Source organism: Vibrio sp. JZG120, assembly GCF_053890955.1.
This window is the reverse complement of record NZ_JBSRRK010000011.1, coordinates 128,556-151,539: the sequence shown is the minus strand read 5'-3', so window position 1 is coordinate 151,539 and position 22,984 is coordinate 128,556. Positions and strand designations below refer to the sequence as shown.

Genomic DNA, 22,984 nt, shown 5'->3' with positions numbered 1-22,984 from the left:
GAGTGGCCAAAGGGAGCAGACTGTAAATCTGCCGGCACTGCCTTCGATGGTTCGAATCCGTCCCCCTCCACCATATTGAAAAAGCCAGCTCATTGAGCTGGCTTTTTTCGTTTCGGACTCTTGATAAAGTAAAGTAACAAGCCCCTCCTTATTTAACCCAACTTCTTCGCTATTCTACCTCTGTTTGGATCCTACTTTAACAACTGGGCCGAAGCGAATCTCCGATGGCCAAAGTTCGGATCTGGTCGTTGTAATACAAACAATGAACTAGCACTTTGTCCTTGTTTTATCGCAATGACCATAATGTGAATGCTAAAAACATTCAGTAAAACACTTGAGGACTGACTAGCAAAAAGATATTCGGCAGAGTTAAGCGCGAGCCATGATGAAGTCTCCATCTGGCAGGTTTTATAAAAACACCTTTCGTAAATACAAACGACAGATACAAAAAATCCCGCAGGGGGCGCGGGATTTTTATTAGTGACTAAATTGGTTTAAAGGTGACTAGCCTTGAATACCAACGATTAACCATGGTGCATTAGGCACAGTCAGGTCACGCTCTAGGTGCCAGATATCTTCGATTTCTTCTTCAACACCTTCTACTGTGTCACGGTAACGACCGCTAAACTGCAGGCTAAGCTGTGCTTTATTTGCATCGTAATCGGCACGGACGATCTCTGCATCAACGTACATTACATCAGTATGCTGCTCACCGTCGAGCTTCGCGCGCTCTGCTTTCAGATCTTCAAACAAGCTTGGAGAAACATATTCTTCAATGGTTTCCAGTTGATTGTGATTCCACGCACCTTGCAGGATTCGGTAGTGTTCACGAGAGCCGTTAATAAACGCTGCTTGGTCAAAGCCCGGTGGGTAGTTATGTGGTACGTCCGTTTGAGCGCCGAAACCACCAAAGCCACCATTATTTGTGTTTGGCTGTTGCTCAAAGTTTTGCATGTTTGGTTGCTCAAACTTAGATGCGTTACCACCAAATGCAGGTTGCTGACGATGCTGGTTCATACTGCCCTGCTTCGCACCTAGCATACCGCGCATTAATTTAAAGATGACAAAGGCAATCAAACCAATAATTAGGATATCCATAAATTGGATACCTTCAAAAGCACCGCCAAAGAATGCAGCAAGTAGACCACCAGCAAGAAGTCCGCCTAGCAGACCGCCCATTAAGCCTTTTTTACTTGAAGACTTCGCCGTCTGATCTTTGCCTACCGTATTGGTGTTTTGTTGCTGTTGTTTTGGTGCTGGCGCTGTTTTGTAGCTCTTACCGAAAGACTTACTGCCACCAAACTTCTTCGCTTCCGCGATAGGCGTTACAGCAACGGTAAACATCAACAGAGCAACAATAGAAAATAAACGTTTCATCGTTATCCTTAAAGTTAGCTATCTAAGATTGTGCTCTATCAGACGAAACAACGATTGTTTCAAACAGTAGCACGCCAAAGATGATTGTTGCGTCATCATACTCTGTATGCCTGTTGATGAAAACAGCTTACAGAAGCTGACATGTATCAGAATATTGCCAACGATACAGACCGCTCTCGGTTAACTTCGAGATACTTGGTTCGTTTAGAAATGCTGGGAATGAACTCGCTACTACTCGGGGATGTTTTACTTGAATTAGAATCAGTGACACAGCTCAGAATCCTGGACCTTGACGTCACTTGAGTATATTGCCTTGTTGACGGTTAATAGGTAGCTGACTATCATATTGAACGATGTTCAATAAAGCAGTTTGAGAGTATGGCGCGCAGAAACGATCACACCAGAGAAGAGTTAGTGAATTTGACTTTAACAACAGTCAAAAACTTTTTAGATGAGAATTCTTACCACGAACTCAGTCTTCGTAAAATAGCTAACATGATTGGTTACGTGCCAAGCACATTAGTCAACATTTTTGGCAACTATAACCTGTTACTTTTACACGTAGTCGCGCAAACTTTAGACGAACTCTCCCAAGAAGCATTGAAGGCGACCAATAGTAGTAAAGACGCTCATCAAGCTCTATTTGAACTGGCTTATTGCTACCACGATTTCGCTCAAAAGCACCCTTACCGTTGGCAGTTAGTCTTCGAGCACAACATGAATGGTGCAGAGCTTCCAGAATGGCATGCCAAACGTATCGACGGGATGACAGGAATGCTGGAGTCACTATTGGCTCAAATCGCACCACATCGTACCGAGTCCGAAGTGATTCAAGCGAGTCGAGTGCTTTGGTCTGGCGTACACGGCATTACTTTACTCAGTGTTGATGATAAATTTTTCTCTAGTGAACCCATTGATGGTAAAGAATTAATCAGTAACCTGCTTTCTAACTACCTCACAAACTGGTAACAAAGGATTATCCATGTCGTCCGACAGACAGCCGTCCTTACTTACGCAAAGAAAGTTCCTACCCTATTTCATCACTCAGTTTTTTGGCGCTTTCAACGACAATATTTTTAAAAACGTTTTGCTGCTGTTTGTCGCCTTCGCGGGATCCAGCGCACTACCTATTTCGAGCAACTTGTTCATCAATTTAGCGGCTGGCTTGTTCATTCTACCGTTCTTTCTATTCTCCGCTTCAGCTGGCGTATTAGCCGATAAATATGAAAAATCATGGTTTATTCGCAAGGTAAAGCTGTTTGAAATCGCCATCATGCTTTTGGGCGCCATTGGTTTTATAACCGAAAGTTATGGTGTGCTTTTGCTGCTACTGTTCTTAATGGGCACACAGTCAGCATTCTTTGGACCGGTTAAATATGCCCTTTTGCCCCAAAAATTAAACGCGAAAGAGTTAGTGCCAGGCAACGCCCTTGTTGAAGCTGGTACCTTTATCGCCATCCTTATTGGTACCCTAGGTGCTGGAATTATCGCCTCAGCAGACAACGCAAAATACCTTGCCGCATTTTGTGTCGTACTCTTTGCATTGTTGGGATATTTGTCGAGCCGATCAATACCCTTTGCAGCCGCCAGCGCACCTAATCTTTCTTTTCGTTGGCAACCGTACAAACAAACTAAACACACGCTATCCATCGCAAAATCAGATCGTGTTGTTTTTCAATGTATTATGGCGATAAGCTGGTTCTGGTTTTTAGGCGCCGCCTATCTAACCCAGTTCCCGAATTTCACCAAGATTTACTTAAATGGCACCGAGAGTGCGGTGTCTTTCTTGCTAGCTCTGTTTTCCATTGGTATCGCGCTGGGGTCGCTACTTTGCAATTGGATCTCAAATCATCGTATCGAAGTCGGTATTGTGCCTATTGGCGCACTTGGCATTACGGTATTTGGGTACTTGATGGCAACCTCCATTCCAAGTGACCTACCTATCTTCCAGAACTTTGTAGACTTCTTTAGATATGAGCCTTTTTGGCCATTATTTTTCTATCTATTGATGATTGGCGCCTCTGGCGGGCTGTTTATCGTACCGCTTTACGCATTAATGCAACATAGAGCAAAGGAAACCGAGCGCGCACAAGTCATCGCAGGGCTCAACATCTTTAACTCTCTGTTTATGGTCGGCAGTGCTGTCTTAGGTATTGTGTGCCTGAGTGTCATCAAGATGACAATTCCTCAGTTGTTTGCATTGTTAGCCATTTTGAATTTCTTGGTCGCTGCTTACATTTTTTTGCAAATACCGATATTCGTTGTCCGTTTTGTGGTTTGGATGCTAACTCACACTATTTATCGAGTGAAACATAAAAACCTACATAACTTGCCAGAACAAGGCGGTGCATTAATCGTATGTAATCACGTGAGCTATATGGACGCCTTGCTACTTAGCGCAGTATGCCCAAGGTTGATTCGTTTTGTGATGGAGGAAGATTACGCCAACCTACCTCCACTAAGACGCTTTTTACGCAGAACTGGGGTAATTCCAATTTCAGCGAGTAACAGAAACTCCATCAGGCGTGCATTTAATGATGTAGAAACCGCATTAAGCGAAGGACATATTGTCTGTATTTTCCCAGAGGGGAAATTAACCTCAGACGGTGAAATGAATGAATTCATGCGTGGCATTGATATTATTCTGCGTCGCAGCCCAGTACCTGTCATACCCGTGGCACTCAAAGGCTTATGGGGAAGCTATTTCAGCCGCGCGAAAGGCCGCGCATGTTGTGGCTTACCGACTCGATTTTGGTCAAAGCTAGAAATTGAAGCCGGACAGCCGGTTCCACCAAATGAAGCAACGGCAAAAACGATGTTCGATAGAGTGCATCAACTTAGAGGCGACTGGCGATAAAAATACATTTGAACACATGTTTAGAATAACTGAACATGTGTTCAAATCATTAAGACAAACTGACCACACTCAGTGCGATATACTCGCGCTTTCATTCACAACAGCGAATAAAAACCTTGAATAGAAACTACCTCTTGTTTGGATTGGCGTTACTCGTTTGCTTAACCCCTTTTGTCTCCTCTCCTATTGCCCTAGTTATTGGTTTTCTACTCGCAAGTTTTGGTTTTGTGCCTTCAGAACTGCCCATTGCTTCTTTTACTAAAAAGCTGCTGTCCTACTCGATTATTGGTTTAGGCTTTGGCATCAACTTTGAGCAAGCACTCTCTGTCACGTCGGATGGTATCGGTCTGATTATCGCCACGATTGCGGGCACACTGATCATAGGCACTATCATTGCCAGAATAATTAAGTTGGAGCGAGTAACCGCATACTTAATCTCGTCAGGTACAGCAATTTGTGGTGGTAGTGCAATTGCCGCTGTAGCACCAGCGATTAAAGCAAAAGACGAACAGATTGGATTAGCACTGGCAACGGTATTTGTCCTAAACTCCATCGCACTATTCGTGTTTCCTGTGGTTGGGCATGCTTTAGGGCTAGATCAACACACATTTGGTACATGGGCCGCGATTGCTATTCATGACACGTCTTCTGTTGTTGGGGCTGCCTCAGCCTACGGTGAAGAAGCGCTAACTACAGCAACAACGTTAAAACTCGCACGAGCTTTGTGGATCATCCCTGTCGCACTGATCAGTGCCGTGATCTTTTCGAGAGACCAGAAAGAGAATGGAACGAAAAAGTTAGTTATTCCTTATTTCATTTTTTGGTACTGCGCAGCCATCGCGTTTAGCGACTTCTTCCCTCAATTTGAAATGGTCTATCACGGTATTTTCGTTGGAGCGAAACAAGCTTTGGTGGTGTGCCTGTTCCTGATTGGTTGCAGCATTTCAATTTCGAAGCTGAGGTCTGCTGGAGCTAAGCCACTGTTATTTGGTATAACTCTGTGGGTGTTAATTTCAACCACTTCTCTAAGTTGGTTATTGTTTAGATATTAGTGGTCTTCTCATCGTGTTGAGATGACGACGGCTCAAGTTTGCTGTTTTTGTATGTAACAACCAATGCGATAGCGATCAAAAAAGCCGTCAGCTCTGCAAGAGAGCGGGCGAGCCCTTCACTGCTTATTGCAATACCAATTTGTAGTGCTACCGCCGCAATTAATACTAGCTTTACCATCCTGAACCTTATGCCTTTTCTCTCCTCGAAGAAGCATAATTATGATTCAGAGTTATAAGGATACGAAATTCCCTTTCTGACTAATACATAGCAAAATTGACTAATGATTAATTGATGGCAATAGCCACTCCTTCACTGCCTTCCGAGAAACTTTGATCCCACTTTCTAGTAGCACTTGTGGCATTAAATGGTATTCCACTGGCCATTTAAACTTCTCTAATCTGGGTTGCAAATGCAGGTCATATTCCGCTTTGCTGCGCAAATCATTGGTCTGAATCACAGCAACAGGGCGATGACCAAATTCCGCATCTTCGACTGGAACCACTATGCTCTGCAACACGCCATCAATTTGGTTCAATGCTGCCTCAATCTCTTCACAATGAATGTTCTCACCACCAGAGATAAATTGATTGTCGGCACGGCCGATGATCTTTAACTCGTCACCTTGCCACTCACCGAGATCCTTGCTGTCGAACCAGCCTTTCTCATCCAGAAACGGAGTAACATGACCTTGATGAAAATACCCTGCCGCTAATGTTTTACCACCGACAAAAATGCGTTGGTCAACCAACTTTATCTTACGATGATTCAATACGTGTCCAGCATTACTGATACTGTCAATTCTCTTTGCGGTAACGGTAGAGGCTGCTTCCGTCATCCCATAACCTAACCACGCCTCAATCCCTCGTCCTGTTGCTCGCAACGCCAACTCGTGAGCAACGTGGCTGCCGCCCAATAGCACATGCGTCAATGACAAGTGAGCATCATCATCCAATAGCCGTTTGAGCTGCGTGGCAACCAAAGATGCGTGTGACACGCCCTGAATATCTTCGACAAGTTTTCCTGTACCGATTTTCAATGTCGCTCCGACATATAGCCAACGATATACAATCGCCAATCCAGAGACGTGATAAAGCGGAAGCGACAATAGCCAAGAATCTTGCTGAGTGAAAATGAACTCTTGCAACAAGCCTTCTGCGGATGCAAGGTGTTGTCGATGTGTATGAACCACAGCTTTAGGCTCCCCTGTAGAGCCAGAAGTAAATACTACTGAAGCGAGCCGGTCATGATGATAGCTATCTTCAGTCAACGAGTCACTCTCTTGCTGTGATACTACAGGCAGTGAAAGCAATGTTGCCTTGAGTTTTTGTATATCATGTTCAGAAAAGGTCGAAGCGCACTCCTGAGCAAACCAGATAAACCGAGTTTGTTCAGGTTTATAAAGGGTCGCAAGTTTACTCTGTAGCGTATCGAGTGGTTGTACCATGGTCAGCGCGGCAAGTGCGCCTAACTGCTTGGAAGCAAGATAAAACAGCAGTGTTTCTACTTGGTTTTTACCTACCAAGGTCAGCACATCTCCCCGCGTTACGCCCAAGTCATTCAAATAGTAAGCATATTGGTCAATACGTACTGAGAGTTGTTGCCAGTTTAATGTTTCTGTTGGTGTCTTGAGCGCAATAGAAAAAGGGCTCGTTTGAGCCCAATATTTCCACGGTGCCTTCGCAACATTGTCTATGCAGAATGCCACACAATCTCCTGATCTTTCAGAGGAAGAACGGGAAGTTCACACTTAGGCCAGCCTTGCTCTAACTGAGCTTTAAATAAGCCAATCGTATCCAAACCTGGAACTTCATCAGGCAGCTGCCATTGGGCAAAACGCGCTAATTGAGTTAAACCGAGACTGGATTCAATACTCGAGCTAATAACCGCTTTCATTCCCAGTGACTTCGCCTTCTCTATCAGTGTAATACAAAAATCCACCGAACCAATGAGTGTGGGTTTGATGATGATCGTTTTCACACCAGTTAGATCTTCAAGACGGAAATCCTCTCGACGAACCGCATCTTGCAACGTTTCATCCCAAGCAATCGCAATACCAGTATTGATAGCAAAAGAGAGACTATCGCCAGGAGAGCGGCACGGCTCTTCCAAAAAGGTAATGCGCTGACGCAGAGACGGAGTAATGTATTTAGCAAACTGTTGCGCTTTTTCTGGTGTCCAAGCGCGGTTTGCATCAAGTCGAAGCGTTAATTGAGGGATAGATTCAAGGAAAAGGTTCACAAGCATGCCATCGCGAATTGGCTCATAAAGCCCGACTTTTACTTTCGCGACTTTCTCGCCTTCCATTTCGTTCAGCTTTGGAATGAGCTCGTCTGGGTCACCAGTACACAGCGGCGCTGTTTGATACTTACCTTGTTGGGGTAAGCCACCAGCTAACTCTAACTGTGCCATCGATAAACCAAACGCGACCGATGGATACATGTTGGCGTAATCCACATCCAATCCTGCGACCCAACGCTCCGCTTGTTCCTGTAGCTGAATACCAGCATCTTCGGTGCTCTCTAAACTAAAACCAGGAAGAGGAGCGACTTCTCCAAGCCCTATTTGGTCACCTTCAGAAAGCACAACAACATAACCAACACGTTCAGTTAGCTTATTGTCTCGCAGGATGACACCACTATCCATGGGCAAGATATAACGATAAATTTTCGCTTCACGCATAATTCGAGTCCTATGTAATGCCGTATATTTGAGCGTTCTGGCGAGCAATCTCACCAGCCTCCCAGAGGGCGAGGCGCTCAGGAAAAATGGAACAGAGGAGCTAAAACACTCCTCTTTTTATACGGATTATGGGTTACGAGGGAATTTGTCGAAGTCTGGGCGACGTTTCTCGTTGAATGCGTTACGACCTTCTTGGCCTTCATCGGTCATGTAGAACATCATCGTTGCGTTACCCGCAAGCTCTTGAAGGCCTGCTTGACCATCACAGTCCGCATTCAAGGCAGCTTTCAGGCAGCGTAGCGCCATTGGACTATGCTGAAGAACTTCACGACACCAACGCACGGTTTCTTTCTCTAGCTCTTCTAGCGGCACAACCGTGTTGACCAAGCCCATGTCTAACGCTTCTTGCGCGTTATAGAAACGACATAGGAACCAGATTTCGCGTGCTTTCTTCTGGCCTACGATACGAGCCATGTAAGACGCGCCCCAACCACCATCAAATGAACCCACTTTAGGGCCCGTTTGACCAAACTGCGCGTTGTCCGCTGCAATTGTTAGGTCACACATCATGTGCAGTACATGACCGCCGCCAACAGCCCAGCCGGCAACTGATGCGATCACAGGTTTTGGACAAGTTCGAATATCGCGTTGGAAGTCCAATACGTTTAGGTGGTGTGTACCTTGCTCGTCTTTATAGCCGCCGTAGTCGCCACGGATCTTCTGGTCGCCGCCAGAACAGAATGCGTCTTCACCTAGACCTGTCAGAATGATCACGCCAACACCAGAGTCGTAACGCGCATCTGCTAACGCATCAATCATCTCTTTTACTGTTTGAGGGCGGAATGCATTACGCACTTGTGGGCGTGCAATGGTAATTTTCGCGATACCATCTTCAGATTTATGGTAGTGAATATCCTCGTATTTCTCGCTGCAATCTTTCCATTGAACCGGAGCGTAAAGTTCTTCTTCAGAAATGCCTACTGTTTTAGCCATGGTGATTCCCATTGTTCTCGTTACTCTCACCAAAGTGAGATTGAATTATGTGCTTAATATGCATCGCAAATTGTTGGGGCTGCTCTTGATGAACGTTATGTCCTGCGCCTTCAACTTGTCGATACGCCAACCCGCTACGTTGTGCCAGTTGGCTAAATTTTTGGTCTTTCGCGCCACACAAGTAATACATCGGTATATTCTGCTTTTTCAGTGTGGGCAACAAATACGCCTGCTTGGCTAACGATGTTGCCATCAGCATGCTCGCGACCGCCGAGCCAAGATTATCACTTCGCTTCGCAATTAATGTTTGTCTTTGCTCATGGTTTAGTGAAGAAAACACCGCTTGCTGATACCAATCGTTCAAAACACGTTCAAGTGGTTCAGTTTTGAAACGCTTTGCCCAGCGAGCATCATTCTCCAATCTCACCTGTTTCTCTGACTCAGTTTGAAGCCCGAAGTTTCCCCCTTCAACAATTGCGCCCACAATATTGAGATCTGAGAAGCATTGATTGGCAATACCATGCATCGCAATACGGCCGCCCATCGAGTAACCAATCAAAATAAGTGGTTGTTGCGGAGGAAATAATAAAGATAGTGTGGAATTAAGCAGTTTGCAGCAATCATCGAGATCGTTGCACTTTGTAAACTGGCTACGACCATGACCAGGAAGGTCTATAACAATTCGTTCAAACTGAGTCAGCTCATCCAAACAAGCTTGCCAATCAGCACCACTTCCTAAAAAGCCATGCAAAAACACCAGAGTGGGAAGATCACCACTTTGGTGTTTTTCAGTTGAAGAGAGACGCTCAGAGTGAAGCATGCAGGCTCTTATTAAATGCCTTTATCAACTCTGCGGCTTGGCTTGGTGGGGTTTGAACTTCCACCAGCAGTGTGCCTTGGCCACTCGACAGGTGCTCGGCAACCATTGCTTGATACATTTCTAACGTAGTTGGCTTCTCATACTTTAAACCAAACTGTTTGGCTGCATGTTCAAACTGATAACCGTGGGGCATTTGGTAGTACGCAGTGCGATGCTCCTGAGGCACCGGTAACATATCGAAAATTGCGCCACCATCATTGTTTGTGACCACAAGTACCGTCGGCAATTTATTGTGAGAAAACAGCGCTAGTGAATTGAGATCATACAGTGCTGATGTGTCACCAATATACATCAGTAACGGATTACCTCTTGCTCGCTGCACACCTGATGCGGTAGCAAACAAACCGTCAATTCCTGACGCGCCTCGGTTAGTGAACACTTCTACATCATCAAGTTTGCCGTACATATCGACAAGTCGAACAAACAAACTGTTACCCAAAAAGACATCAGCGTTTTTAGTGCGCTCGTTGATGTCTGCTGCCAACGCAATTTCGTCAATGGCAGACGCTGAACCAGATAGGAAAGCTTCTTCGATACGTTGATGAACTCGCTTAACTCCATTCGCTAACCTATCAGCCCACCCAGCAAATATTGGCTTCTCAAAGCTAATGCGAGAAACCCAAGTTTGAGGAAGCTCAACCCAGTGCATTTGCGCCAGATGATTTTGGTTATTACGGTCCATACGCGGCGAGATATACCAGTATTGAACGTCTTTATTTTGTTGATTTTGCGAAACTTGTTTATCAATCCACTGGTTCAAACGTTTGGAGATGATTCGGCTACCAAATTGGATAATAAGTTCACAAGACTCAAGCTCGTTTACGAACTCGGGAAGTTGAAGCCATACATCATAATGCGCCCAATCCGAACTGAGACCACTTTGCGGGTCTGCAAGTACCGGCCATCCCATCTTTTGTGCAAATGCCTGCGCCGACTTCGCTTGTTCAAGCGGTAAGCTGCCAATCACAACCAAGCCTTTTTTATCCGCACAAGACGGGATTTGCGCCTGTGATAAGTGGCTAAAACGCTGTGTATAACTACCACTTCCTTTTCGCCATCCGGCTACCGAGTCTAAGTAGGTTTGATAATCCGCTTTTGCACCATTGGAATACAAAGGCTCTGGAAATGCACAGTTAATATGAACAGCACTGCCTTGCAGTTGCTGAGTAAACATCACTTCGTCAACAGACGTCAGCAACCAATTAAGCGATGTTGTTAAAGTTGGGCTTGGTAAATTCAAGCTGGCCGAGACATGATGTGAAAAAATACCCAACTGGTTAATCGCTTGGTTTGCGCCACAGCCAACGAGCTCCATCGGACGATCTGCAGTGAGCAGCACCAGCTTTTCACCAGTAAGCCTAGCCTCCGCAACGGCTGGTAATAAATTCGCCACTGCCGTACCAGAGGTAACGATGATTGCCACTGGCTCTTGAGTAGCTTTCGCTAAGCCAAGAGCCATAAAGCCGAGACCACGCTCATCAAAGTGAGTATGAATAGAAAAATTGGACTGTTCTGCCGCCTCTAAAGTTAAAGGAGTAGAACGAGAGCCAGGAGCGATGCAAACATGCTTAACGCCAAATCGCTGAAGCTCAATCAATATGGTTTCTGACCAAATTCGATTGAGCACCGCTTGGTCATGATTCATGATGCAACTCCCAACGGAGGGTGATCAGAAATCAGCGTAAGTAACGTCGACATTTTCTTATCAAGTTCCGCCCACTCATGCTCTGCCACAGAGCCTGGCACAATACCTGCGCCCGCAAACAATTGTACTTGGTCACCGAGCACAAGCGCGCTTCTGATCGCGACACAAAACTCTGCTCGTTCATGGCTTATGTAACCCATTGACCCCGCGTACCAGCCGCGTGCAAAGGGCTCATTATCAAGAATAAACTGCATGGATTCTTGTCGAGGTAAGCCAGCAACCGCCGCCGTCGGCTGAAGCGCCGATAACAACTGAACACCGTTTATGCCCGTCTTTAGGCTCGCGTGAATATTTCGCTTGAGGTGTTGCACTTTTCGTAGCCTAACCAAACTTGCCTCGGCCTCTACTTCAACCACTTCGGAATGTGGTGATAGGCGATCAATAATATCATCAACTACATATTGGTTTTCATTGAGGTTCTTTTCATCTTGGGATAACCAATTCGCCAACTCCATATCGTGAGTGGCGTTGTCCCCTCGACCAATCGTGCCTGCTAACGCTTCGGTATGAAGTTCGTGCCCTACGCGAGAATACAAACGTTCTGGCGTAGAGCCCATAAAGCTGTGTTTGCTGTCTAAGCTCAGCATGAAATGGAAACTATGATGGTTATTTAAGTAACTCGCTTTCAGCAATTGTGCAGCACTTAATGTGTTATCAAGCTGCACGGTAGAGCGACGCGCCAATACCACTTTCTTAAAATCATCATTCTTTATACCAGTCAGAACTTTATGAACTAACTCATTCCATTGAGGCTGACTTGGCGTATGAACAATAGAGCGGATGTGAGAAGAAATCGGAGCTAAGGTCGCGACCTCACAAACCAGTTTATGCAGTCCTGCTAGGGTTCGCGCTTTGTCTTCTGAAATATTAACTGCGAGAGACCATTGTTGGTCAAAACGAATTAACTCAATTTGAGGCAAAAAGAAGAAAGAAGGCATACAGCGACGATTCTTCTCATGCTGGCCGTCAAAAGAGCGTCCGCCCCAAACTCGTTGCCCTTCACCTAGAATGGTATAAGCAGGGCCTGGCTCAACAAAAGCGTGTAATTGCCCTAGTGCAACGACCTCTTCACGAGTATCGCGGGACTGCCAGTAGAATTTAGGGAAAAGTGGTTGTGCATCAAGCCAATCAATAAATGAGAAATTAGGTTTCTCGCTCAGGGGCTCGACCAGACGTGTTTGATTGCCTTCCGCTTGCTGAACTCGCTCGATAATTCTCTTTACGGCTTGATGGAACTGTGACAAATCAACCTCGTAGTATGTGAGGATAAATGGTAACTGACGGCTACTCTAAGTTTAGACCCAAAGCAAATCAAGGTCGTATGCGATCTTTTGCAAAATCCTGTGATAGCAAACGAGCAAAACTTAACCAGCAAACAGATAATTTACAGATATATATTCTAATAAAAAACAAATTATTGTATTTTAATAAAGAAATTAACGAATTTTTAGGAATTATACAATGCAAAATATCGGGATGTCGTCAAAACTCGATAATGTCTGCTACGACATTAGGGGTCCTGTACTCAAACATGCTAAGCGCATGGAGGAAGAAGGGCATAAAATCCTAAAGCTAAACATTGGTAACCCTGCCCCATTTGGTTTTGACGCCCCTGATGAGATTTTAGTCGACGTGATTCGTAATCTGCCGACTTCTCAAGGCTATTGTGATTCCAAAGGCATTTACTCTGCTCGTAAAGCCGTGGTCCAACACTATCAACGTAAAGGTATCCGCTCTCTAGATGTCGAAGATGTGTATGTGGGTAACGGCGTGTCTGAGCTGATCGTGATGGCCATGCAAGCGCTATTAAACAATGGCGACGAAATGCTGATCCCAGCACCTGATTACCCGTTGTGGACAGCTTCAGTTGCACTATCAGGCGGTAAGCCGGTTCATTACCTATGTGATGAAGGTGCAGACTGGTACCCTGACCTTGAAGACATCAAAAAGAAAATCACACCGAAGACACGTGGCATTGTTCTGATCAACCCGAACAACCCGACAGGTGCGGTATACAGCCGTGACTTCCTACTTGAAGTGATTGAAATCGCGCGCCAGCACAAACTGATCATTTTCGCAGATGAGATCTACGACAAAGTGTTGTACGACGGTGCAACACATACCTCAGTCGCAACACTCACTGAAGACGTGCTAGTCATGACATTCAATGGCCTTTCAAAAGCCTACCGTGTTTGCGGTTTCCGTGGTGGCTGGATGTTCCTAACGGGGCCTAAACATCTAGCTCAAGGGTACGTGAATGGATTGGAGTTGCTTTCATCGATGCGTTTATGTGCAAACGTACCAATGCAACATGCGATTCAAACTGCACTAGGTGGATACCAGAGTATCAATGAACTGATTTTACCTGGCGGACGCTTATTAGAGCAGCGCAATAGAGCGTATGAACTGATCAATCAGATTCCTGGTGTTTCTTGTGTCAAACCCAAGGGAGCGATGTACCTCTTCCCGAAAATCGACACGAAAATGTACAACATCAAGAACGATCAGCAGATGGTTTTAGATTTCTTAAAACAAGAGAAGGTCTTACTGGTGCAAGGTTCCGGTTTTAACTGGCCAAAACCAGACCACTTCCGCATCGTGACACTGCCGCACGTTGAAGATCTAGAAATCGCCATTGGACGTTTTGAGCGATTCCTATCAACCTACAGCCAGTAATGAATCACTGGTAGTAATTAGTGCTGATCTCTCATATGCTTAGAGGAACTCCTAGTGAGTTCCTTTTTTACACCAGAAACGGAGAAAGCCATGAAAGAAAGCCATTTTTTCGCCCACCTGGCTCGAATGAAGCTGATCCAACGCTGGCCTTTAATGCGGTCCGTCTCACCAGAAAACGTTTCAGAGCATAGCTTACAAGTTGCTTTTGTCGCTCATGCCCTTGCCCTCATTAAAAACAAAAAGTTCGGCGGCAACCTTAACCCAGAACGCATCGCGATTCTTGCCATGTACCATGACTCCAGCGAAGTATTAACGGGTGACCTTCCAACCCCAGTGAAGTATTACAATCCTGAAATTGCCAAAGAATATAAGAAGATAGAATCGGCAGCGGAACAAAAATTACTATCAATGTTACCGGAAGAGTTCCAAGATGATTTTGCCCCCTATCTTCTTTCTCACTCTGCTCACGAAGAGGACGCAAAAATCGTTAAGCAAGCCGATTCCATCTGTGCCTATTTAAAATGTCTCGAAGAACTAAGCGCCGGTAACCATGAGTTCGCTCTGGCAAAAAAACGCTTAGACGTCACTTTGCAAGAACGCAGAACGCCTGAAATGGATTACTTTCTCAATACCTTTGCCCCAAGTTTCGAATTATCGTTAGATGAAATCAGTTAGCTTACGGAGATAATCGTGTCGTTTGAATTACACCCGCAATGGCAAGAGCGCCATGATGATGAGCATAAAATACGTCGTGACGACCATCGGAGCCCGTACCAACGAGACCGAGCGCGCATTCTTCACTCGGCTGCATTTCGACGCTTACAAGCAAAAACCCAAGTACACGGCAATAGCTTGGAAGACTTTCACCGCAGCCGGTTAACACACTCCTTAGAAGCGTCGCAACTCGGGACCGGTATCGTCGCCCAGTTAAAGAAAAAACAACCAGAGTTCCGTGATCTATTACCATCAGACAGCTTAATTGATTCATTATGTTTGGCGCACGATATCGGGCATCCTCCATACGGTCATGGGGGAGAAGTCGCTCTAAACTACGTAATGCGCGAACATGGCGGCTTCGAGGGGAACGCCCAAACCTTTCGTATCGTCACTAAGTTAGAGCCTTATACCGAGCATTTCGGAATGAATTTATCACGCCGCACACTGCTTGGTTTGATTAAGTACCCTGCCCTCATTAGTCAAACACGCTCCGTCAAGTTGCCTCAACCAGCTGAGCATCAACGTAAACTAAAAGCCAAAGATTGGAGCCCAGCTAAAGGCATTTATGATTGTGACAAAGACTTATTTGATTGGGTAATTGCACCGCTTTCTGACAACGACAAGGCATTGCTTAGCCTAATGCGCTCAAAACCAGAATCGGAGTTTGAGCACAGTAAAACGCGCTTTAAATCACTCGATTGCTCAATCATGGAGCTAGCGGACGATATCGCCTACGGCGTTCATGATTTAGAAGATGCAATCGTACTTGGTATGGTGACACGTCAGCAATGGCAAGAAGGCGCAGCAAGTCAATTAGCGGACTGTGGCGACCCGTGGTTTGAAGCACATATCGATTCCATCGGACAGATGCTATTTAGTGGTAAGCATCATGAACGGAAAGATGCCATCGGTGGTATGGTTAACGCCCTCCTGACCAGCATTTCAATCAAGGCGATGGATGAGCCTTTCAATAATCCATTACTGTCTTGGAATGCGTGTTTAGAGCCACAAATGGCACGAGCACTTGACGTGCTCAAGCACTTTGTCAGCACCTTCGTTATCCAAGTCCCTCAGGTCCAGATCGTTGAGTATAAGGGTCAGCAAATTATTATGGACATTTTTGAAGCCTTAACAGCGGACCCAGAGCGCTTGCTGCCTGTTCATACAAGAGAACTGTGGTGCCAAGCGAAAAGCGAAAGCAATAAGATGAGAGTCATCGCCGATTACATTTCTGCTATGACCGATGGTCACGCGCAAAAGCTGCACCGTCAACTTTTCTCTTCCATCGTTCTTTAGTAACACTCAACCTTTCAAGTAATTCTTTTCAAATACGCCCGGCGGCATCTGGGCGATTTGGAATTCGATCATCTTTTCAAAGGCATGCATAAGCGGTGTAAAGTCTCTCTCGGGTTCAAGCAAACGAAGCGAATGATAACCTGCCTCGACTGTCGATAAGCTATTCTCAGAGGGCGCTTTACGAATGGTGTAATGCCCTTGCAATTGCTTCGGTAATTGCACGGTTGGGAGTGGATGTAAATTGCTAGAAAGCTGCCACATTTTGTACGCTTTTTTCCACGTCCCATCGAGCAAAATCAAACGTATTTTCTTAGATACACTACGACTCGCTTGATTGATTTCAGAGATGCATCGTGACTGTTCCGATGGGTAAAGAACAAAATGTTGATATGATTCATCCGCCAACAAGTGATTTAAGACATTATCACCAGAAAAGTCCTCTCCTATCAGACAAATACAGTTATCTAAACTCAAATTGAGAATCCGTGCCGTACCAAGCGGACGATGTTCTTCACTCGTGTGCTGAAGAATGATAAGTTCTACCTCGCTTGCCAACGGTACAATCCATTGGCAAATACACGCTTTTTGCGATTTTCCACAACGAGAACAATAACGAGACATAGAGTGAACCTTTATACCTTGCTGAGTATTATCAGCGTGATCTGTTTGATACTTCAATTCGAACCAATGGCAAGCCTAACCGAGTGGCACAGCTACAATATACGCCATGGCGAATGGTGGCGAATCGTAACAGGAAATCTCACACATACCAACTTTGCGCACTTAGGGATGAACCTGGCAGGATTGTGGATCATTACTTTTATTTTTCGTCCAAGCACTCGCAACTTCCTTATCGTTTTCTCACTCTTGTGCGCATTTGTTGGCGCAATGAATTTGTTTACCAACATGTCGGTGTACGTGGGATTATCTGGCGTACTACACGGACTATTTGGATTCTGGGCACTCAGAGAAGTCTTTGAAAGCAGAAGAAGCAGCTTGTTGTTGGTCGGCGGGCTTATTGCCAAAGTAGCATGGGAGCAGATCTATGGTCCATCAAGCAGCACTGCTGCGCTTATCGGCGCAAACGTTGCTATTGATGCTCATTTATTTGGCGCACTCGGTGGGTTAACAATGGCTCTAATGGAAAAAGGCTTTCGCCGTCGTTTATTCGGTTAAAAAATCCCGAACCACGAAAGAGGGGTTGGTTCGGGAAAGCAGTAATAGGGAAACAGATATTGTTCTGAATTCAGACTCAATATCTGAAATACATCAAGCTACAGTAAAATGCGGTCTTCGTTTTTCTTAACTGTCGCTTCACCAATGCCTTTTACGCTCTTCAAATCTGCTGCCGTTTTAAAAGGGCCATGCTCCTCGCGGTAGTCCACGATACTCTGCGCTTTCTTCTCACCAATACCTTTCAACATGGTCGCTATTTCTTCAGCAGAGGCCGTGTTGATATTTACGGTAATTTCAATTCCTTCATATTTGTCAGTGGCTGAATCCGCAGCCATGCTAAAAGGCGCAAAAACAAATAAGCACAATGTCAAAATCCATTTCATATTGAACATACAATCTCCAAAATAGTAGGCTAAAACTAGTCATCGGGAGCAAGTCACTATCAGTTAACAAACCTAGATGACCCGATATTCGCAATGACTGGTATCACTTAAACGCGCACTAATTTAAGTAATGCTTATTGATGATTGAAGTTAATAAAGACAAAAATAAAACGGACCGCTTATGCGGTCCGTTTTAGTTAACATGCAAATTACACTAATTGTGCTTAGTTGCTCACAATAAAGTACTCAATGTCAGTGTTTGCGCGCAGTACTGCTAGCACAGATGATAGGTCTTGCTGAGAAGATGCACGCTGCATTTGCATCGCAACTTGCTCTTCTAACTCACTATCTAGCTCAGCATTTACAGCATCAAGCTCGATGATAACAATGTTACCTTCAAGATCTTTAGACTGACCATATACTGGCTTACCATCGACTGGTTTTGCCATCGCGAATACCGTTGTTGCCAACGGAGAACGACGATCTACTGTCTCTTGTTCACCAAATGCAAGGTTGTTTTCAGTAAGCACATCTGTCTTACCTTCTTTCAATGCAGCAACAACCTGTGTACCAAGTTCCATCGCATCTTGCTCCCCCTTAACGCGAGATAACTCTGCAATAACCTGATCTTTCACTTCTTCTAGTGGAAGAACCGTCTCATCACGTGCGTCTTCAACACGAACAACAATAATATGTTCAGGTGCAACTTCGATAGCTTCAGAGTTTAAGCCATCTTCTTTTACTTCTGGGCTAAGGATAGCTTGCATTACCGCAGGGTTACGAAGCACTTCAGGTGCGTCAACTTGAGAAATAAAGTCCGTTGTCTTCACTTCTTGGTTAACCGCTTGAGAAGCGTCATACAATGAGTCTGGGTATTCAAACGCTACGCGCTCAAGCTCGCTTTGTAGCTCATAGAATTGATCAACTGCTTGTTGGTCAACCATTTCTTGTTTGATTTCAGCGGCTACTTCTTCAAATGGCTTCGCCACAGAGTCTTTTAGCTCTTCAAGCTTGATAATATGGTAACCAAAGTCCGACTTTACTAGACCCGACGTATCGCCTGGATTCTTCAACGCGAATGCCGCTTCTTCAAAAGCAGGGTCCATTACATCACGCTCTATCCAACCTAAGTCACCACCGTTTTCAGCGCTGCCAAAATCGTCAGATTTCTCTTGAGCAAGCGTCGCAAAATCTGCACCCGCATTTAGCTCATCTAGGATAGCCTGCGCTTTTGCTTCATCGTCCCCTTCTACAAGAATATGAGCGACACGACGCTGCTCTTCTGAAGAATATTTGTTTAAGTGCTCATCGTAGTACTTTTTCACCTCAGCATCAGAAACATTAACTTGTTCCTTTAGCGCTTCAGCAGACAGTTCGATATAAGCGACTTTAACCTGCTCTGGGCGAGTAAAGTTGTCAGGGTTTGCTTTGTAGTACTGTTGAATTTCTTCGTCAGTCAATTCAATGTTTTTCGCAAACTCTGCTAAGTCGATTTTAATCGTCCGAATATCACGAGTTTGAGTGAACAGCTTACCTTCTGCCTGTACTTCACCTGGCAGAATAAATTCACTGTTTTGTAGTGCATTCAGCAGTTGTTCACGAACCAATTCACGACGCATGTACTCAGCAAAAGAGTCTGGCGAAAAGCCTGCACGACGCAGAGAAGCTTGATAGATCTCTTGATCGAACTGACCATTAGATTGGAATTGAGGCATGTCTAGAATCATGCTGCGAACTTGAGTGTCGCTGATTCGCAGACCTAAAGCTTCTGCTTGTTGGTCAAGCAACACGTCATTGATCATTCGATCTAAAACGGATTTGCGGAAAGATTCAACATATGCAGGGTCAGCCAGCATTTGAGAGAAGTAGTCACCCAACTGAGCTTGCATACGGTTACGCTCATTTTGGTATGCCATCTCGAACTCACCACGAGGAATCTCAGTGTTACCGACTTTCGCTGCAGAGTTGTTGTTACCACTAACGATGTAGCTACCCACACCTGCAAAAACGAAAGACAGGATGATAAGCCCAAGGATAATTTTGACCGCGATGCTATTCACGCCTTCGCGTAGTCGATCCATCATAATTTAACTGCTCTCCACAATTGAAGCCTACTGCTTCTATCTAATAGAAATAATGGCGCAATAATATCAGAAAAAGAAATGCGCATCAGTATGATGCGCATAATTTAAGAAAGTTCGGCTCGAAGTTTGTAAATTTTTGTTCGAAACTTATTGTTTGAGCAAAAGTTAAGCAAATGGCCGGTTACAGAATTAACGCTGTGATTAGTTACAAGCGTCTTTCAGTGCTTTACCAGCTTTAAAAGCTGGTACTTTTGCTTCTGCGATTTGGATTTCTTCACCAGTTTTTGGGTTACGACCAGTACGTGCAGCACGAGTACGAACGCTGAATGTACCAAAGCCAACTAGAGCAACTTGATCACCAGACTGAAGAGTGCCGCTTACTGCTTCGATGAATGCATCTAGAGCACGACCCGCTGACGCTTTAGAAATGTCTGCATTTTCTGCGATTTGTTCTACTAACTGAGTTTTATTCACTGTAATTTCCCCTTTGTGTCATCTGTGATTATTTTTGTGATGACTTTCGTTCCATTGTTAAGAAAATATGCTCCATCCCTTATTCGTCAAGGGCTGGCAGCTATCGAAACTAACTTAGCGCCCAAAAAAAACGCTGACAAGCCTTTTTAGACTTATCAGCGTAAACTTTTACTTATTTTTGCTGCACATCACTATTTTTGAGACTCAAACTCAACGCCCGTCGGGTCTCGCTCTAGTGCGACTTTCAGTACTTCATCAATCCACTGTACAGGGATGACTTCCAGATCAGCGATAACATTATCAGGAATTTCTTCCAAATCACGCTCGTTGTCTTTTGGAATTAGCACAGTCTTAATGCCACCACGGTGTGCCGCAAGTAACTTCTCTTTTAGGCCACCGATAGGTAGGACTTCACCACGCAGTGTGATTTCACCCGTCATCGCTACCTCTGCTTTCACAGGGTTACCTGTCAGAGCAGAAACCAAGGCAGTACACATTGCAGTACCCGCACTTGGGCCATCTTTTGGCGTCGCGCCTTCCGGTACGTGCACGTGAATATCTTTCTTCTCGTAGAAGTCAGTATTGATACCCAGTTTTTCTGCACGAGAGCGAACTACTGTCATTGCGGCTTGGATAGACTCTTGCATCACGTCACCAAGAGAGCCCGTTTGCGTCAGCTTTCCTTTACCTGGCATAGATTGAGTTTCAATCGTTAGCAGGTCGCCACCCACTTCTGTCCAAGCTAGACCTGTCACTTGACCAATTCGGTTACTTTCATCCGCTTTACCGTAATCGAAACGTTGAACACCCAAGTACTCTTTTAGGTTGTCCATCGTTACCGTTACTGACTTGATGTCTTTATCCAGCAAGATGTTCTTCACGGCTTTACGGCAGATCTTAGAGATCTCACGTTCTAAGTTACGTACACCCGCTTCACGAGTGTAATAACGGATGATGCCAATAATTGCAGAGTCTTCAATGATGATCTCATCCGGTTTTAGACCATTGCGCTTAACTTGCTTATCAACAAGGTGACGTTTTGCAATGTTCAGCTTCTCGTCTTCGGTGTAACCAGATAAACGAATAACTTCCATACGGTCTAACAATGGACCTGGAATGTTCATTGAGTTCGAGGTTGCAACGAACATAACGTCAGAAAGGTCGTAATCCACTTCTAAGTAGTGATCGTTGAACGAGTTATTCTGTTCAGGATCAAGTACTTCTAATAGCGCTGATGCCGGATCGCCGCGCATATCTGAAGACATTTTGTCGATTTCGTCCAATAAGAACAATGGGTTCTTCACGCCAACTTTCGACATCTTCTGGATTAATTTACCTGGCAATGAGCCAATGTAAGTACGACGGTGACCGCGGATTTCTGCTTCATCACGTACACCACCCAGCGCCATACGAACGTACTTACGACCTGTAGCAGAAGCAATTGAACGACCAAGAGACGTTTTACCCACACCAGGAGGACCAACAAGACAAAGGATTGGACCTTTTAACTTATTGATTCGGTTTTGAACCGCCAAGTATTCAAGAATACGCTCTTTTACGCGCTCTAGACCGTAGTGGTCTTCATTAAGAATCTCTTCTGCTTTCGCTAAATTTTTCTTAACTTTTGAGCGTTTAGCCCAAGGCACGCTGACCATCCAATCGATGTAGCTACGAACCACTGTTGCTTCGGCAGACATTGGAGACATCATCTTAAGCTTTTGCAGCTCTTGCTCAGTCTTTTCACGTGCCTCTTGAGGCATTTTTGATTCGTCAATCTTCTTCTGCAGCGTTTCGAACTCGTCTGGTGCGTCTTCCATCTCACCAAGTTCTTTCTGAATCGCTTTCATTTGCTCATTCAGATAGTACTCACGCTGAGATTTTTCCATTTGCTTTTTAACGCGACCACGAATGCGTTTTTCAACTTGCAGCAAATCGATCTCTGATTCCATCTGGCCCATTAGGAATTCCAGACGCTCAGTGACATCAACTATTTCAAGTACTTGCTGCTTATCCACCAGCTTCAACGGCATATGAGCTGCAATAGTATCCGCTAAGCGAGCCGCTTCGTCGATACCGTTGAGTGAGGTTAGAACTTCTGGTGGAATCTTCTTGTTTAGCTTAATGAAGCCTTCAAACTGATTAATCGCACTGCGAACAATCACTTCTTGCTCACGCTCATCCAATTCTGGCGTAACCACAAATTCCGCTTCCGCTAGGAAGAAATCACTCTCTTTAAAGTGATTGATTTTCGCACGTTGCTGGCCTTCAACCAGTACTTTTACTGTGCCATCCGGAAGCTTCAGTAGCTGGAGAATGGTGGCTACCGTACCTACTTCAAATAGGTCGTCAACCGTAGGCTCGTCAGTATCAGCTTGCTTTTGTGCCACAAGAAGAACTTGTTTGTTGGTTTCCATCGCCGTTTCTAAACAGCTAATCGATTTCTCACGACCAACAAACAATGGAATAACCATGTGCGGGTAGACCACTACGTCACGTAGAGGTAGTACCGGGATCTCGATACGCTCGGAACGTTCCAAGTTCATATAATTCTCTCTTCCGCTTTCACGTTTACGTATTACTTATCGATTTATATGGGGGCTAATTGTTTGGATTCAATAAGAGAAATAAAAAAAG

At 44.9% G+C, this 22,984-nt stretch carries 20 protein-coding genes; 7 read left to right on the top strand and 13 right to left on the bottom strand.

Going from position 1 to position 22,984, the window contains the following annotated elements; genetic code table 11:
- Positions 1 to 504 precede the first annotated feature (504 nt).
- Entirely contained in the window at positions 505 to 1,377 is an 873-nt protein-coding gene (locus tag ACWPOD_RS19590) for a Tim44 domain-containing protein (RefSeq protein ID WP_046874203.1), read from the bottom strand.
- 378 nt (positions 1,378 to 1,755) lie between these two features.
- Between ACWPOD_RS19590 and ACWPOD_RS19585 the strand changes: the two genes are divergently transcribed.
- From ACWPOD_RS19585 to ACWPOD_RS19575, 3 genes are all read left to right on the top strand, one after another.
- On the top strand, positions 1,756 to 2,346 hold the full coding sequence (locus tag ACWPOD_RS19585) for a TetR/AcrR family transcriptional regulator (RefSeq protein WP_006743255.1): 591 nt from the start codon (positions 1,756 to 1,758) through the stop codon (positions 2,344 to 2,346).
- Positions 2,347 to 2,359: 13 nt separating this feature from the next.
- Positions 2,360 to 4,234 (top strand): MFS transporter, encoded by a 1,875-nt coding sequence (locus ACWPOD_RS19580; RefSeq protein WP_343429833.1) that lies wholly within the window; start codon positions 2,360 to 2,362, stop codon positions 4,232 to 4,234.
- Between the two features lie 116 nt (positions 4,235 to 4,350).
- The gene (locus tag ACWPOD_RS19575) at positions 4,351 to 5,286 is read left to right on the top strand and encodes a YeiH family protein (RefSeq protein WP_170903023.1); all 936 of its coding nucleotides are present in this window, start codon (positions 4,351 to 4,353) and stop codon (positions 5,284 to 5,286) included.
- On the opposite strand, the gene ACWPOD_RS19570 is transcribed toward ACWPOD_RS19575, so the two are convergent.
- The 7 genes from ACWPOD_RS19570 to ACWPOD_RS19540 all read right to left on the bottom strand — a co-directional run bounded on the left by ACWPOD_RS19570 (position 5,276) and on the right by ACWPOD_RS19540 (position 12,788).
- Positions 5,276 to 5,464, bottom strand: a complete 189-nt coding sequence (locus ACWPOD_RS19570) for a hypothetical protein (RefSeq protein WP_005390556.1) — start codon at positions 5,462 to 5,464, stop codon at positions 5,276 to 5,278. The two genes, ACWPOD_RS19575 and ACWPOD_RS19570, sit on opposite strands and share 11 nt — an antisense overlap.
- A gap of 100 nt (positions 5,465 to 5,564) precedes the next feature.
- A complete protein-coding gene (gene menE, locus ACWPOD_RS19565; protein WP_456232149.1) occupies positions 5,565 to 6,992 on the bottom strand; it encodes an o-succinylbenzoate--CoA ligase in 1,428 nt (475 codons plus the stop codon).
- Complete coding sequence (gene menC / locus ACWPOD_RS19560) at positions 6,977 to 7,966, bottom strand: o-succinylbenzoate synthase (protein ID WP_046874206.1); 990 nt, start codon at positions 7,964 to 7,966, stop codon at positions 6,977 to 6,979. Before menC ends, menE begins: the two co-directional genes overlap by 16 nt.
- A gap of 126 nt (positions 7,967 to 8,092) precedes the next feature.
- Positions 8,093 to 8,959 (bottom strand): 1,4-dihydroxy-2-naphthoyl-CoA synthase, encoded by an 867-nt coding sequence (gene menB, locus ACWPOD_RS19555; protein ID WP_005390550.1) that lies wholly within the window; start codon positions 8,957 to 8,959, stop codon positions 8,093 to 8,095.
- Entirely contained in the window at positions 8,952 to 9,779 is an 828-nt protein-coding gene (gene menH / locus ACWPOD_RS19550; RefSeq protein ID WP_134648062.1) for a 2-succinyl-6-hydroxy-2,4-cyclohexadiene-1-carboxylate synthase, read from the bottom strand. Before menH ends, menB begins: the two co-directional genes overlap by 8 nt.
- On the bottom strand, positions 9,766 to 11,484 hold the full coding sequence (gene menD, locus ACWPOD_RS19545) for a 2-succinyl-5-enolpyruvyl-6-hydroxy-3-cyclohexene-1-carboxylic-acid synthase (protein WP_167426772.1): 1,719 nt from the start codon (positions 11,482 to 11,484) through the stop codon (positions 9,766 to 9,768). Before menD ends, menH begins: the two co-directional genes overlap by 14 nt.
- Positions 11,481 to 12,788, bottom strand: coding sequence for an isochorismate synthase (locus ACWPOD_RS19540; RefSeq protein WP_167426773.1), 1,308 nt, complete (start codon positions 12,786 to 12,788; stop codon positions 11,481 to 11,483). The genes menD and ACWPOD_RS19540 overlap by 4 nt, the downstream gene beginning before the upstream one ends.
- 217 nt (positions 12,789 to 13,005) lie before the next feature.
- Here ACWPOD_RS19540 and ACWPOD_RS19535 point away from each other — a divergent pair, with 217 nt between their 5' ends.
- The 3 genes from ACWPOD_RS19535 to ACWPOD_RS19525 all read left to right on the top strand — a co-directional run bounded on the left by ACWPOD_RS19535 (position 13,006) and on the right by ACWPOD_RS19525 (position 16,233).
- Positions 13,006 to 14,220, top strand: coding sequence for a pyridoxal phosphate-dependent aminotransferase (locus tag ACWPOD_RS19535; protein WP_005390543.1), 1,215 nt, complete (start codon positions 13,006 to 13,008; stop codon positions 14,218 to 14,220).
- A gap of 90 nt (positions 14,221 to 14,310) precedes the next feature.
- Positions 14,311 to 14,895: a 5'-deoxynucleotidase gene (gene yfbR, locus ACWPOD_RS19530; protein ID WP_025766954.1), complete on the top strand. Its 585-nt coding sequence runs from the start codon at positions 14,311 to 14,313 to the stop codon at positions 14,893 to 14,895.
- Between the two features lie 15 nt (positions 14,896 to 14,910).
- A complete protein-coding gene (locus ACWPOD_RS19525) occupies positions 14,911 to 16,233 on the top strand; it encodes an anti-phage deoxyguanosine triphosphatase (RefSeq protein WP_167426774.1) in 1,323 nt (440 codons plus the stop codon).
- A gap of 6 nt (positions 16,234 to 16,239) precedes the next feature.
- Here ACWPOD_RS19525 and ACWPOD_RS19520 read toward each other — a convergent pair whose 3' ends face one another.
- Entirely contained in the window at positions 16,240 to 16,854 is a 615-nt protein-coding gene (locus ACWPOD_RS19520; protein ID WP_114322553.1) for a tRNA-uridine aminocarboxypropyltransferase, read from the bottom strand.
- Between the two features lie 3 nt (positions 16,855 to 16,857).
- On the opposite strand from ACWPOD_RS19520, the gene rrtA reads away from it, so the two are divergent.
- The gene (gene rrtA, locus ACWPOD_RS19515; protein WP_005390532.1) at positions 16,858 to 17,409 is read left to right on the top strand and encodes a rhombosortase; all 552 of its coding nucleotides are present in this window, start codon (positions 16,858 to 16,860) and stop codon (positions 17,407 to 17,409) included.
- Between the two features lie 98 nt (positions 17,410 to 17,507).
- Here rrtA and ACWPOD_RS19510 read toward each other — a convergent pair whose 3' ends face one another.
- The 4 genes from ACWPOD_RS19510 to lon form a co-directional block, all read right to left on the bottom strand.
- Entirely contained in the window at positions 17,508 to 17,792 is a 285-nt protein-coding gene (locus tag ACWPOD_RS19510; protein ID WP_031780151.1) for a ComEA family DNA-binding protein, read from the bottom strand.
- Between the two features lie 224 nt (positions 17,793 to 18,016).
- Complete coding sequence (gene ppiD / locus ACWPOD_RS19505) at positions 18,017 to 19,876, bottom strand: peptidylprolyl isomerase (RefSeq protein ID WP_005390530.1); 1,860 nt, start codon at positions 19,874 to 19,876, stop codon at positions 18,017 to 18,019.
- A gap of 201 nt (positions 19,877 to 20,077) precedes the next feature.
- Positions 20,078 to 20,350, bottom strand: a complete 273-nt coding sequence (locus ACWPOD_RS19500; RefSeq protein ID WP_005382341.1) for an HU family DNA-binding protein — start codon at positions 20,348 to 20,350, stop codon at positions 20,078 to 20,080.
- Positions 20,351 to 20,541: 191 nt separating this feature from the next.
- Entirely contained in the window at positions 20,542 to 22,893 is a 2,352-nt protein-coding gene (gene lon, locus ACWPOD_RS19495; RefSeq protein WP_005390529.1) for an endopeptidase La, read from the bottom strand.
- Positions 22,894 to 22,984: the final 91 nt, after the last annotated feature.